Below are 12,522 nucleotides of genomic sequence, written 5' to 3'. Positions count from 1 at the left end.
TCCTATGCGCCGACCGCGCAGTGATCACCCGAACGAGCCCAATGCGTGCGGAGTTTCGAGCGGCAGCCGTGCCCCTCGGTTTGGGAAACGCTTCTTACGGGTCAGCTGCGTCCTCACCGACGGATGTGCAGCGCGCAGACATCGTCGTGCCGGCTGTCACGAGCCACCAGCTCAGTCACGAGGGCGGCAAGGAGACCGGGCTCGCCGGCGCAGAGCAGTGCGGCACGAGCCAGACGCGCCAGGCCCTCGTCGATGGGCTCGCCCGCCCGCTCGACCAAGCCATCGGTGTAGAGGAGTACATGGTCACCCTCCGTCAGGTCGAGCGAGGCCACCTCGTAGCGTGCCGTGGGGGTGGCGCCCAGGAGGATGCCACCGAGCGCGGGCAGGAAGCGGGCTTCGCCGTCGCGCAGGAGCAAGGGCGGGAGGTGGCCGGCGCCGACCCAGCTGAGACGGCAGGCAGCGGGCTCGTAGCGGGCCATGATCATGGTGGCTGTGCGGCTCTCCCGTCCGGTGGCATGAAGCAAGAGAGCGTTGAGGCGGGCGAGGACGACGGGCAGCGGGGTGCCGGTCATGGCCATGCCCTTGGCGGTGAAGCGAAGCAGGGCCATCGTGGCGACTGCGTCGAGTCCGTGGCCGGCGACGTCGCCGACGACGAACAGGGCGCTTTCGTCGGGGAGTTCGATCGCGCTGTACCAGTCGCCGCCGAGGTTGAGTCCTTCTTGGAGTGGCTGGTAGGCGATGTCCACGGTGAGTCCGGCGACCTGCAGGGTCTGCTCGGGCACGGGCAACAGGGTGTTCTGGAGGCGGGCGGCCAGATCGCGCTCAGCGGCCAGCAGCGCCTGCTGGGCGAGGGCGTTCTGTTCGTGTTCCAGCAGCTGCTGCTCAGTCTGTTTGGCTTCGCTGAGGTCCTGGAAGAAGCCGTACAGCTGGACCGGCTGGCCCTGAGCGTCGGTCTCGGCCTCCATGACGACCCGCACGTGCCGCGTCCGCCCGTGCGGCAGGTGGACGCCAAAGGTGCAGTCGGCGGACTCGCCCGACTTCAGCAGCCGCTGGACCGCCTCGACCAGGGCGGGGCGGTCCTCAATGTCGGCGTAGGCGGACAGCTCCTCCAACGCCAGGGGGCCCAGGGACCGGTCACGGTCGAAGATCGAGTACACCTCGTCGGACCAGGCGATCGCGCCGCGGACGAGGTCCCGGTCCACCCACCCCATGTTGCCCAGACGCTGCATCACGTCCAGGCGGCGCTGTTCGCGCTCGCGCCGATCCAGCCGGTTCCACGAGACGACCAGTCCCCCTTCGCACGGCGTGGCACACACCCGGTACCGGGAGCGGTGGGGGATGCCGGCAGCGGCCTCCTCGTACTCCAGGTCCCCCTCCCAGGCTGTCTCCGTCGCCAGCACGCGCAGGTACCCGCGCCACAGGTCGGTACCCGCCACGGCGGGATAGGTCTGGAGGACGGTCAGCCCCACCAGGTCCGAGCCGCGTCGGCCGCCGATGTCGACCGCGCGGGGCGAAGCAGCGGCGAAGCGGAGGTCCTCCACCTCGCCGCTGGGACCGAATTCAGGCACGAGGAAGGCGACCGAACCGGGAAGCCCGGCCAGCACACGACGGACCACCTCCAGCGAGGCTTCGTTCACCGTGCTGCTGTGCACGGGTCGTGCTGCCGCTTCCTCGTGCTCCGCCATGCACCGAGCATGCCACGCATCAGCCGCGATGCCGACCGTGTCTGCCGCGCCGCCGCGTTCGTCGGGCAAAGCGCCGCAATCGGCTCGGACGCATGGTGCGCATCCGGTCGGCGGCCGAGTCGCATGCGCACCACGGGGGTGGTCCTCGCGTGTTCCTACCTGCGTGCTTCGCGCCGACGCCCCAGGCGCATGCCACCGAACACGAGTGCGGCGACGAACAGCACGGCGCCGATGACCAGCAGCCACAGCAGGCCCTTCACCAGGGCGCCGACGAAGCCGCACACCACGGCGATGAGGACGATGAACAGGAACAGGGCCATGACGGCGCCTCCCTCGGTCAGTCCTTGTGCCCCAGGGCGCCCTTCAACCGGTCGACGGCGCCCTGCGCGGCCTCCTTCACGTCGTCGACGACCTGCTTGGCCTTCGACTCCACCTGGTCGGCCTGGCCCTCGCCCTTGAGTTCCTGATCCCCGGTCAGGTCGCCGGCCTTCTCCTTCGCCTTGCCGGCCATTTCCTGCGCCTTGTTCGACAGGTCGCCCATCGGATCCTCCAGTCGTCCGGCGAGCGGTGCCACCGGCACCGCCTGTTCGTCACTATTTCTACCGATTCCTCTGCATTTTCGCTCGCCGAGCACACCTGCGGCCTCGGACCGCCCCGGGTCAGGCGGCGGCCGGAGTGAGGTCAGCGCGGCCGAACAGGAGCGCGTAGCCGCGGGGCAGGCAGGCCAGCAGGTGGGCGGTGAGGCCCTCGCCGGCCAGGTCGGCGAGGGCGGTCAGGACGCAGGAAGCGTCCCACCGAGCGCCCGCCAGGGTGGTGTTGAGGTTGCCGGCCACGGCCTCGACGAACGCCGGGGCGCCGACCGGTCGGTCGAGCGGGATCGGGGCCACGAACACGGCACGGGCGCGTTCGGGCAAGGCGGCGGCGAGGGCGCAGCGTTCCTCGCCCGCGAGCTGGGCGCCGAGTATGGCCACGACGGTGTCCAGAACGTGCTCGGCTTCCTGGTCGGTGGTGTAGCCGCCGAGTTCGCGCAGCTGCGCAAGGAGGCGGTGGTGCCGGTTCATGGCGGGCCTTCCGGGTGCGGTGCGGGAGCGGTCGGTCAAGGGGTGTGGTCCTGGGGGCGGCCGAAGAGGATGTCGTAGCCGGGGGGCAGTTGGAACAGGATGCGCCGCAGGAGGTCCTCGCCGGCGGCGTCGGCGACCGTGGACAGGACGGCGCCGATGTCCCACAGGGCCGTGGTCTCGCTGGCGCCCTCGATCCAGGCGGCGGTGGCGCGCACGAACCGTTCAGGGGCCAGCGGTTCGGTGGCCTGCAGCGGGTTGAGCAGGATCAGGGCCAGGTGTTCGGGCAGACGGGCGGCGAGCTGGGCACGGATCTGGCCCACGAGGTGGGCGCCGAGCAGGGCGAGCACGACGCGCGCCGCCCGTTCGGCCTCCACCGCGGTGTCGTACTTGCCGCGCCCGCGGACGGCTTCGAGGAAGGCTTCCCATCGCAGGGTCACGTCGTGTCTCCCTTCCGCGGCGGCACCGGGGGGCAGGACCCGGGGAGCAGGTGCCGGTGCAGGCTGGTGAGTCGGAACAGCCTCTTGAGGTCTCGCCCGACCCCGCGCAGGACCAGGTGCGCGCCCAGGCGGTCGGCCAGGTTGCGGGCGTGGACCAGGGCTGCCAGCCCCGCGCAGTTCATGAACGTGACCTGGGACAGGTCGAGCACCACGTCCCGGTGCGCGTGCAGCGCGGCGACGAGGCTTCGGCGAAGTTCGGGGGCAGTGGCAAGGTCGATGTCGCCACAGGCGGTCACGGTGGCGGCATCAGCCGTGTGAGGAGCGTGCATGGCGCCCTCGCTGTCAGCTCGGCCTGCACAACGCCCGGCGGGCTCGGGGCGGATGTCCTGTGGGGTGGTGCCGTGGGCTGCGTCGCGCGGCCGGGGGGAACCGCGCGACGCAACCCGGCCCGGGTGCTGCCGGTCAGGCCTGGATCTGCTTGCGGTCCCCGCTGTGGCTGATGGAGATCTTGCGGGGCTTGGCCTTCTCCGCGACCGGGATCTTCAGGGTCAGCACGCCGGACTCGTAGTCGGCGGTGATCCCTTCCGGATCGAGGGTGTCGGAGAGCATGACCTGGCGGGAGAACACGCCGAGCGGGCGCTCGGCGAGCTCCCACTTCACGCCCTCACCATCGCGGCGCGGGCGGCGCTCGGCCTTGACCGTCAGCATGTTCCGTTCCACGTCGATGTCGATCGCCTCCGGATCCACCCCGGGCAGATCGAAGCAGATCACGTACTCGTCGCCGGCGCGGTAGGCGTCCAGCGGCATCGGCGTGGGACGCGACCAGGTGCCGGTCGTGTTCAGGAACTGCTGAGTCAGCCGGTCCAACTCGCGGAACGGGTCAGTGCGCATCAGCATCGCGAAACACCTCCACTTGATTGTTGGGTGCCAGTGCGCTTCACCTGACACCTTTCTAGCACGTCATCCACTCGATGACAAATACTGAGTCGTCAAAGAAGTGACATCAGCTGGGAGGCAACACGCCCCTGGCGACACGACGTCGGACTTGCTGGGCACGCACGGCCAGGCAGGATCGGCCGGCAGACAGGCGGCCCAGCTGAACGACGGTCTCCTCCGCCCAGGTCCGCCGGGCGGTGTCGTCGGGCAGCGGGTCGCAGCCGGTGAGCCAGTTCCAGCCGGTGGGGGCCGCTGGGCGCAGGTGGCGGGGCAGCGCAGGGCGGCGGCGGAGGCTTGCCGGGTCCGGGCCCGGGCGAGTGCCTGGTTGAGCGCGCGGGCCGGCGGCGGTAGGCGGCCAGGAGCCAACGGGTGGAGGCGGCTACCACGGGTGTCAGGTCGGTGGGCACGGCGTCGGTTCCTCGTGGGCGTACTCGCCCGGGTCCGGTGCGGGCCGGTTTTTCGCGCCGCGTGAGCTGAGCTGAGCTGCCCCGCTCGCGACGGACCGATGTAGGTGGCCGCCGCTGTCCGACGGAAGGACCCGCATCACGCCCTGCCCGGGCGGGTGGCCGGCTCGGCGAGCGGGACGCCTTCGGCAGGGCGGTGTGCGCCCGGCGTCCTGGCTGTGCCCAGGGGGCTGATGGTCCTGCACGTGGTGTCGATCCAGGAATCCGCTCCCCGCCGGGAGACCATGGGGCCATGAGCACTTCGGACGAGAACGACGCCCCGACCGACGACGCGACACGGAAGCGGTCCGCGGAGCAGCGCAACATCACGGCCCCGACTCCCGAGGACGTCCGGGCCAAGGCCGATGACGAGAAGGACGGAACGGACGACGAGCCGCCGGCAGCCGACCCCCAGGCTCCGTGAGTACCGGGCCGCGGCGAGCACGATCCGCGGCCCCGGACGCCGGTGGCAATCTTGCGGCGGTTACCCCGCTCAGGGGCTCTGGCCCCGGTTCCCGGCGCCCCGGGGGTGCGTGACGTTTGCACCTGCCATGAGTACGAGGTCATTCGTCCGCCTGGCTCGTGCAGCTGCAGGCCAGGACGCCGAAGATGTGCACCAGCCGCTCAGTGAGGGCATCCAGGTCGCCGTGCCCGACGAGCTGGGGCAGCCGGAGCACCATAGGCCGCAGGCCGTAGGAAAGCAGGAAGTAGGCGGCGGTGGCAAGGCAGGCGAGCACTGGTAGGCCGGCGGCGGCCGCTGAGCCGACGGCGGCGGTGAGCCAGATGGTCGCGGCGGTCGTCAGGCCGCACACCGACCCGCGCTGGACGAAGATCACGCCCGCGCCGATGAAGCCGAGCCAGGAAACGATCTGGGCTGCCATCCGCGAGGGATCCACGCTCACCGTGCCGGAGTGCAGCACGTCGGTGAACCCGTACTTGCTGATGAGCGTGAACGGGGCTGCACCCAGGCCGACAACCGTGTAGGTGCGCAGCCCTGCGACCTTCTGGCGGATCTCGCGTCCCGGACCGATGACACCCGAGAGCATCAGGGCGATGCCGAAGCCGTCGGCCAGCTGTGCCCAGCCCTGGACGGACGGTTCGATGATCCCGTGCAGTGTCCGGCCTCTGATCGGCTTGTTCACGCCGCCCGGCCACTTCGGCCGGCCGGCCGGGCGGGCGGGTGTGCCCGTAACTCAACGACGTCCCCGCGTTACGTCCCCGCCCGCCTGCGCCCTCCTTGCCCGTGCCCTTCCCGTCGGGGCGGCCGACGGCACCGCCCGCCTGGTGAGGGCCAGGGGGCCTGGCCGGCCGAGCCGGCCTGGTGAGTCCGGCCTGCCAGATGGTCCGCCGCAGGGGGGCTGTGTTGGAAGTGCGCTGTTGGTCACCAGCGGTACCAGCGGGAGCGGCCGGATCCGGAGGTTCCGCGGACGAAGAATCCGAGGATCCACAGCACCAGGACGGCTAGCGCCACCCACCAGAGCACATGGACGGCGAACCCGACGCCGAAGAGCAGCAGGATGACGAGCAGGACCAGAAGCAGAGCAACCATGGACGATCACCTTCTCACTGTGAGTCTGCCCCGCCCGGCCCGCATGATTCCGCCGCCCGAGCGGCTGGGCCTGCGGGGGCGACAGTTGGCGACGGAGGAACGCTGCTGCGTTGCTGGGCCGCACGGGATCCCGGGCGCTGGACGGCGCGGTCAGGGCAGCGCGGTGGCGTGCAGGCAGGTGTGCCGGCTCGGACCTGGGGCCGCGGCCAACGGCTTGGCCACTCCGGCTTGGACCTCCACCCGGAACGTGCCGGTGTCGTCGGCATAGATCGGGGCTCCGGCGGCGCTGAGCTCGCCGGTGGCGTGGACGACGACGACCTCGGGAGGCCGGTGCGCACCGGGCGGGCCCGGCAGGGTGACGGCGTAGCGTTCGGCGATGTCCACGGCGGGCCTCATCCGGCGGGCGGGCAGCGGTCGCCGCTGAGAGCGGCGCGCAGGGTGTCACGGATGGTGAGGACCTCGGCGGTGCCGGTGACCTCCAGCAGCCGCCGGGGCTGCGGGAGCGGTGCGGCCAGCACCAGCTCGGTTCCGATGGTGCGGGCGTCCAGGCGCGTCTCGAGCAGGACGTTGCGGCCGGTGGAGTCGCAGAGGACGAGGCGTGACAGGTCGACGACCAAGAGTGGCGGGCCGTCGTCGAGTGCGCCGGCGAGCGCGCCTTCCAGGCGGTGGCGCTCTTCCTGATCGACCTCGCCGTCCAGGCGGACGAGGATGGCCGTTCCCGGCAGGCCCGCGGTCGTGTTCCGCAGGACCGGATCATCGGGTGCCGACGTATCCGCCGGATGGGTCTGGCGGTGGGCGCACATGAGAGGGCCTCCTCGCGCGGGAAGCTGTCCGCCTACGATCCTCCTCTACGGATCGGTGACCGTCCACCGCCCGGAGCCCCGAGGCGACCGCTCGGCCTGCCCCGGCAAGCCGCACCGTCCGCACGCCCGAGTTGCCGCGACCGGCGGGCGCCACAAGACAGACCGGGTTCGGCCGGCCGGCGCTGCCTGCGACGGCGCCACAACCCGTACCGACCTAAAGTCCTGTCTGGAGGGATTTGTTCGGTTTGATACTCAGATGGTCGGGCAGCCGACCAACGCCAGGTGATGCACAGACAAGCCCTGGCTGGCCACTCGGAAGGAGCACACGGCATGACCGTCAATCCCGGACCGCCCGAAGGGCGCCCTCACGCGCCCCTGGTCACCGAGACCCCCAACCCCGGCCCGCCCGCGCGCGGCGGGCGGGACGCCAAGGACGCCGCGCTCGATGCCGCCCGGGCTGTGGATGCGGACGGGCCGCTCACCACCGACCAGGGTGTGCGCGTCGACGAGACCGACAACTCCCTGACGGTGGGCGAGCGCGGCCCGACGCTTCTGGAGGACTTCCAGCTGCGCGAGAAGCTCACGCACTTCGACCACGAGCGGATCCCCGAGCGGGTGGTGCACGCCCGGGGTGCCGGCGCCTACGGCTTCTTCGAGCCGTACGAGTCGCTGGCCGAGTACACCTGCGCCGACTTCCTCCAGGAGCCGGGGCGCCGCACGCCGGTGTTCGTGCGCTTCTCCACCGTCCAGGGCCCGCGCGGCTCGGCCGACACAGTGCGCGACGTGCGCGGCTTCGCCACGAAGTTCTACACCCGGCACGGCAACTACGACCTGGTCGGCAACAACATGCCGGTCTTCTTCATCCAGGACGCGGTCAAATTCCCGGACTTCGTGCACGCGGTGAAGATGGAGCCGCACAACGAGATCCCCACCGGCGCATCCGCGCACGACACGTTCTGGGACTTCTGCTCGCTGCAGCCCGAGTCCACCCACATGCTGATGTGGGTGATGTCGGACCGGGCGATCCCGCGCAGCTACCGGATGATGCAGGGCTTCGGCGTGCACACCTTCCGCCTGGTGAACGCCCAGGGCCAGGGCTCCTTCGTCAAGTTCCACTGGACGCCGAAGCTCGGCACCTACTCCCAGGTCTGGGACGAGGCGCAGATCACCGCAGGACGCGACCCCGACTTCCACCACCGCGACCTGTGGGCGGCCATCGAGGCCGGCGACTTCCCGGAGTGGGAACTCGGCGTACAACTGATCCCCGAACAGGACGAGTTCGCCTACCCCTTCGACTTGCTCGACCCGACCAAGATCGTCCCCGAAGAACTGGTGCCGGTTCGGCCGGTCGGCCGGATGGTGCTGGACCGCAACCCGGAGAACTTCTTCGCCGAGACCGAACAGGTCGCCTTCCACACCGCCAACATCGTGCCGGGCATCGACTTCACCAACGATCCGCTGCTGCAGGGCCGCAACTTCTCCTACCTGGACACCCAGCTGATCCGCCTGGGCGGCCCGAACTTCTCCCAACTGCCGGTCAACCGCCCACTGGCCGAGGTGCGCACCAACCACCGCGACGGCTACGGCCAGCACACCATCCACTCCGGTACCGGCTACGCGCCGAACTCGGTGGGCGGCGGCTGCCCGTTCACCCCAGGCGGCGGACGCCTGCCCGAGGGCGTCTTCGAGCACTACCAGCAGCGCATCGACGGCGCCGCGATCCGGCGCCGCAGCCCCAGCTTCGCCGACCACTACAGCCAGGCCGCGCTGTTCTGGCGCAGCATGGCCGACTGGGAGCGCGAGCACATCACCGCCGCGTTCTCCTTCGAGCTCGGCAAGGTCGGCGACCGGGCGGTGCGGCAGCGGATGGTGGCCAATCTGACCCGGGTGGACCAGAGCCTGGCCGAGGAGGTCGCCCGACGCATCGGCGAACCCGCGCCCCAGCCGTCCCCCGCGGACGGCGAGGCGAACGCGGCCGGCGTGCCGGTCTCGCCTGCGCTGAGCCTGGAGAACCAGCGCGCAACCGGCATCCGCACCCGCAAGATCGCCGTCCTGGTGGCGGACGGCGTGGACGCCGAGCAGGTCCAGGCGGCGCGGAACCGCCTCGGCGCCGAGGGCGCGACGGTGGAGACTCTCGCCGGCCACGGCGGCACAGTGTCCGGCCGCGACGGCCAGGACGTGGCGGTCGACCGGGCGCTGGCGACGACCGCCTCGGTGCTGTACGACACCCTGGTGCTGCCGGACGGCACAGTGGTGCTCGCCGCCGATACCGACGCCGTGCGGTTCGTCGGTGAAGCCTTGCGGCATGGCAAACCGCTTGCCGTGCTGGGCTCGGGGGCGGCACTGTTCGAGGCCGCAGCAAGTGGCCGACCGGAGCAGGTGGCCGGGGTCGCGGTCCGCGGCAACGGCCAGGAAGCCGACACCGCGTTCTGGGACGAGTTCGTCGCCTTGACCGAACAGCACCGCTTCCCCGACCGCTGACGCCCGCGAGCTTCGCACCCCCGTGCGCCACCCCCTGGTCTCCGGCCGGGGTGGCTGTCGCCCGGCGCCGTCCGGCCTGGCGTGGTGATCGGACTACTCAAACCCGCAACGCGCACCGTTCGAAAGGAGCGGATGTCGATGACGGAGTACGGCTACTTCCTGGCGTGCGAGGAGTTCACCCCAACGGAGCTGATCGACCAGGCCCGCCGGGCGCAGGAGGCGGGGTTCACGAGGTTGGCGATCTCCGACCACTTCCACCCGTGGAACGACGCGCAAGGCAACAGCGCCTTCGTGTGGTCGATGATCGGCGCGCTGTCGCAGACCGTCGGCCTGCCGGTCACCACGCTGGTCACCTGCCCGACGGTGCGGCTGCACCCGGCGGTGACCGCGCAGGCCGCCGCCACGTCCAGCGTCCTGCTCGGTGGGCGGTTCGCGCTCGGCGTCGGCACCGGGAAGGCGCTGAACGAGCACATCCACGGCGACGCGTGGCCCTCGTTCGACGTGCGGGCCGAGATGCTGGAAGAGGCGGTCGAGGTGATGCGTCGGCTGTTCACCCGCGAGGTGACCAGCCATCGGGGCCGGCACTACACGGTCAACAACGCCCGCCTCTACACCGCCCCCACGCAGCCTCTGCCCATCTACGTGTCCGCGTTCGGGACGAAGGCCGCCGAGCTGGCCGGCCGGATCGGGGACGGCTTCGTCACCATGACCTCGGACGCGGACCTGGTGGGGGCCTTCCGGGAGAACGGGGGCGCGGGCAAGAAGGTGGTCGGCGGGGTGAAGGTGTGTTGGAACAGCAACCGGGAGGCGGCGGTCGAGGCGGTGCACCGGCTGTGGCCGACCGAGCTGCTGCCCGGCGAGCTCGCCCAGGTGCTGCCAACACCGGCGCACTTCGAGCAGGCCAGCGAGCTGGTCACCCCCGAGATGGTCGCCGAGACGGTCACCTGCGGCGACGAGGCGGAGGAGCACGTGGAGACGGTGCGCGCCTATGTGAGGGCCGGGTTCGACGAGGTGTACGTCGGACAGATCGGCCCGGACCAGGCGATCTTCTTCGACGCCTATCGCGAGCTGGTCCTGCCCGCCCTCCGCCGCTGAGCCACGCGCCGGGGTCCGGTATGCAGGGCACCCGCGTCTGCAGGTCGACACGTGCGGGTCGGTGTTACTCGGCGGCGCAGCGTGCGGCCATCAGGTCCGCGCTGGGGGCCTGCACAAGGTGCAGTCCTACGGCGTGCAGTTCCTCGGCCAGTTGTTCGGGCGGGGTGGGCCACAGGTCGAACGCCTCCCGTACCTGGCGCAGCACGTCGCCGTCGCGTTCGACGCGGTAGGTGAAGACCGTGCGCACGATGCCGCAGTCCGGCCGACGGGTGACGTCGGCGCTGTACAGGTCCGGGCCCACCCGCACCGGCCCGAGCCGGGCCACCGACTCGCACCCGTCGGGCGGCCGGCCGGGGGCGGGTCGAACAGGAGCAGGCCCCCGGGCACCAGGGCTGTTGAGATCGCCTTCCAGACGGCGCGTCTGGTGGCGGGGTCCAAGCTGGCGATCACGTTCGAGGCGACCGCCACATCCGCCACAGCGGCCAGACCCGCCTGTGCGAGGGGGTCGGGATGCACGGTGACCCGGGCGCGCTGGTCCGCGCCGAGGTGGGCCAGACGGGACAGCAGGGCGGCGCGCATGGCCGGGGCCGGTTCGACGGCGTGAACAGGCACGCTGGAAGCCCGCAGCAGGACTTCGGTGACGATGCCGGTGCCCGCCCCGACATCCACGATCGCGTACCGGGCGCGGCCGGCTGCCCCGGTGAAACGCCGCTCGGCCAGACGCCGGTCGGTCTCGGCCTGCAGCAGGTCGTAGAACTCCGCGGAGACCGCGTAGCTGCCGCTGTCGTCCACCTTCGGCGCTACCTACCGGCCGCCGGCCGCGAACCCGGCCAGGCCACCGCGCGCGCTGTCGCCGAGGCAGACGAACAGGCCAGCGTTCTCAGCGTGATCGCGGTCCCACCCAGAAGGTGGTGGTCCAGGAGCCGACCGCCGCTTGTGCCGATCGCCTTGCGGATGCGGGCCCGCGGCGCGGCGTGGCCGACCCACGCGAGCTCCTCGGTCCGTCCGACCGCCTTGTCGGCGCCGGTGTCGAGCTGCGTGCCATCAACGTCGAACAGTTCCGCCGCCGGCATCAACCACACCACCTCCTCACGCTGGACCCGCGCTCCGACGCTACGGCCCAGCACCCGCCCCCCGTCTGTTTGCCACGCCGAATCCGGGAAACCCGGAGCACCATGGAACCTGTGGAACCTGCTTCCCCCACCGTCGTGATCACCGGGGCCGGAGCGGACGCGGGACCCTCCCGCACGGTAGTTCGCCACCTTCACCGAAATCGGCCCCGACGATCTCCGCAACGCCACCAAGGTCGTCTGCCTCGACCCCGTGACGCCGTCCGGGCCGCCCTGGCGCGCCAGCTGCCCCACACCAGCGAAGTGGCCGTCAGGTCCGCACGCGGCGAGCGCCTGCACGAGATCCGGCTGCGGAACGCCTGCAGCAGCGCCGCGCCCGGGCCGCGGACGCGGTCGGCAGCAGCAGGCCGCGCGAGCCCGTCACTGGTCCTGCGGACACGCGGCCGCACGGGCGCAAGCCGGTCGGCTCGCCGCCAGCACCTCGGATTCCTCTCACAGATGCGGGAAACAGGCGCCCCGCAGCGATCGGACAGGAGTGTGTGACCATGCCTCGCGGTTCAAGCCCGAAGCGGGAGCGGCAGTACGAGCACATCAAGGAAGCGCACTGGAGCGCGGTGAGAGCAACAAGCGCGCCGAGGAGATCGCCGCCCGCACGGTGAACAAGGAACGCGCCCGGCACGGCGAGTCGAAGACCGCCAGCCGCAGCTCGGTCAAGGACATGTCCTCCGCCCGGCGCGGCGGGCTGCACTCGTACAGCGGCTCCACGGGCCCCACGAAGGAGCAGCTGTACAACGAAGCCAAGCAGCGAGGCATCCACGGCCGCTCGAAGATGAACAAGAAGCAGCTCGAACACGCCTTGGGCCGTTAAGAAGCGATTCCCAAACCGAAGGTAGGGTCACGTTTTCCCAGGTGAGGTATGTGGCCGTCTGTCGGTAGGCATGCTCGTGCCGTCGTGTGGGTGC

General features: G+C 71.1%; 16 protein-coding genes and 2 pseudogenes. 4 read left to right on the top strand and 14 right to left on the bottom strand.

The genetic code is table 11. From position 1 onward, the window contains the following. Positions 1-113: 113 nt before the first annotated feature. The 7 genes from ACFWXO_RS42990 to ACFWXO_RS42960 all read right to left on the bottom strand — a co-directional run bounded on the left by ACFWXO_RS42990 (position 114) and on the right by ACFWXO_RS42960 (position 4,080). A complete protein-coding gene (locus ACFWXO_RS42990; protein ID WP_380532078.1) occupies positions 114-1,685 on the bottom strand; it encodes a PP2C family protein-serine/threonine phosphatase in 1,572 nt (523 codons plus the stop codon). Positions 1,686-1,840: 155 nt separating this feature from the next. Continuing rightward, positions 1,841-2,005 (bottom strand): hypothetical protein, encoded by a 165-nt coding sequence (locus ACFWXO_RS42985; RefSeq protein ID WP_380532076.1) that lies wholly within the window; start codon positions 2,003-2,005, stop codon positions 1,841-1,843. Positions 2,006-2,022: 17 nt separating this feature from the next. Further along, a complete protein-coding gene (locus ACFWXO_RS42980) occupies positions 2,023-2,265 on the bottom strand; it encodes a CsbD family protein (protein ID WP_380532073.1) in 243 nt (80 codons plus the stop codon). 79 nt (positions 2,266-2,344) lie between these two features. Continuing rightward, positions 2,345-2,785 carry a DUF2267 domain-containing protein gene (locus ACFWXO_RS42975; protein ID WP_380532071.1) on the bottom strand — a complete coding sequence of 147 codons (441 nt, stop codon included), beginning with the start codon at positions 2,783-2,785 and terminating at the stop codon, positions 2,345-2,347. After that, complete coding sequence (locus ACFWXO_RS42970) at positions 2,782-3,183, bottom strand: DUF2267 domain-containing protein (RefSeq protein ID WP_380532068.1); 402 nt, start codon at positions 3,181-3,183, stop codon at positions 2,782-2,784. Before ACFWXO_RS42970 ends, ACFWXO_RS42975 begins: the two co-directional genes overlap by 4 nt. Further along, on the bottom strand, positions 3,180-3,512 hold the full coding sequence (locus ACFWXO_RS42965) for an STAS domain-containing protein (protein ID WP_380532065.1): 333 nt from the start codon (positions 3,510-3,512) through the stop codon (positions 3,180-3,182). The genes ACFWXO_RS42970 and ACFWXO_RS42965 overlap by 4 nt, the downstream gene beginning before the upstream one ends. 133 nt (positions 3,513-3,645) lie before the next feature. Continuing rightward, the gene (locus tag ACFWXO_RS42960; protein ID WP_380532062.1) at positions 3,646-4,080 is read right to left on the bottom strand and encodes an Hsp20/alpha crystallin family protein; all 435 of its coding nucleotides are present in this window, start codon (positions 4,078-4,080) and stop codon (positions 3,646-3,648) included. A 735-nt stretch (positions 4,081-4,815) separates the two neighbouring features. On the opposite strand from ACFWXO_RS42960, the gene ACFWXO_RS42955 reads away from it, so the two are divergent. Then, entirely contained in the window at positions 4,816-4,986 is a 171-nt protein-coding gene (locus ACFWXO_RS42955; protein ID WP_380532059.1) for a hypothetical protein, read from the top strand. 139 nt (positions 4,987-5,125) lie between these two features. Here the strand turns inward: ACFWXO_RS42955 and ACFWXO_RS42950 are convergent, their stop codons facing one another. From ACFWXO_RS42950 to ACFWXO_RS42935, 4 genes are all read right to left on the bottom strand, one after another. Next, complete coding sequence (locus tag ACFWXO_RS42950; protein WP_380532056.1) at positions 5,126-5,704, bottom strand: MgtC/SapB family protein; 579 nt, start codon at positions 5,702-5,704, stop codon at positions 5,126-5,128. A gap of 239 nt (positions 5,705-5,943) precedes the next feature. Next, positions 5,944-6,111, bottom strand: a complete 168-nt coding sequence (locus tag ACFWXO_RS42945) for a hydrophobic protein (protein WP_380532053.1) — start codon at positions 6,109-6,111, stop codon at positions 5,944-5,946. A 150-nt stretch (positions 6,112-6,261) separates the two neighbouring features. After that, a complete protein-coding gene (locus tag ACFWXO_RS42940; protein WP_380532050.1) occupies positions 6,262-6,495 on the bottom strand; it encodes a DUF6296 family protein in 234 nt (77 codons plus the stop codon). 8 nt (positions 6,496-6,503) lie between these two features. Then, positions 6,504-6,914, bottom strand: coding sequence for an STAS domain-containing protein (locus ACFWXO_RS42935; RefSeq protein ID WP_380532047.1), 411 nt, complete (start codon positions 6,912-6,914; stop codon positions 6,504-6,506). 330 nt (positions 6,915-7,244) lie between these two features. On the opposite strand from ACFWXO_RS42935, the gene ACFWXO_RS42930 reads away from it, so the two are divergent. Continuing rightward, the gene (locus tag ACFWXO_RS42930; protein ID WP_380532044.1) at positions 7,245-9,395 is read left to right on the top strand and encodes a catalase; all 2,151 of its coding nucleotides are present in this window, start codon (positions 7,245-7,247) and stop codon (positions 9,393-9,395) included. A gap of 138 nt (positions 9,396-9,533) precedes the next feature. Beyond that, a complete protein-coding gene (locus tag ACFWXO_RS42925; protein ID WP_380532041.1) occupies positions 9,534-10,490 on the top strand; it encodes a TIGR03557 family F420-dependent LLM class oxidoreductase in 957 nt (318 codons plus the stop codon). Positions 10,491-10,554: 64 nt separating this feature from the next. Here the strand turns inward: ACFWXO_RS42925 and ACFWXO_RS42920 are convergent, their stop codons facing one another. The 3 genes and pseudogenes from ACFWXO_RS42920 to ACFWXO_RS42910 form a co-directional block, all read right to left on the bottom strand. Beyond that, on the bottom strand, positions 10,555-10,815 hold the full coding sequence (locus tag ACFWXO_RS42920; protein ID WP_380532081.1) for a hypothetical protein: 261 nt from the start codon (positions 10,813-10,815) through the stop codon (positions 10,555-10,557). Positions 10,816-10,856: 41 nt separating this feature from the next. Then, positions 10,857-11,282, bottom strand: a pseudogene (locus tag ACFWXO_RS42915) (methyltransferase); the annotation flags it as partial. Between the two features lie 8 nt (positions 11,283-11,290). After that, on the bottom strand, positions 11,291-11,575 hold the full coding sequence (locus tag ACFWXO_RS42910) for a hypothetical protein (protein WP_380532038.1): 285 nt from the start codon (positions 11,573-11,575) through the stop codon (positions 11,291-11,293). Positions 11,576-12,105: 530 nt separating this feature from the next. Here ACFWXO_RS42910 and ACFWXO_RS42905 point away from each other — a divergent pair. After that, positions 12,106-12,428 (top strand): annotated as a pseudogene (locus tag ACFWXO_RS42905) (plasmid stabilization protein). Positions 12,429-12,522 lie beyond the last annotated feature (94 nt).

This window comes from Kitasatospora sp. NPDC059088, from assembly GCF_042738155.1.
Classification (GTDB): domain Bacteria; phylum Actinomycetota; class Actinomycetes; order Streptomycetales; family Streptomycetaceae; genus Kitasatospora.
The sequence above is the reverse complement of the archived record's forward strand: the minus strand, read 5'-3'. Positions and strand labels throughout refer to the sequence as shown.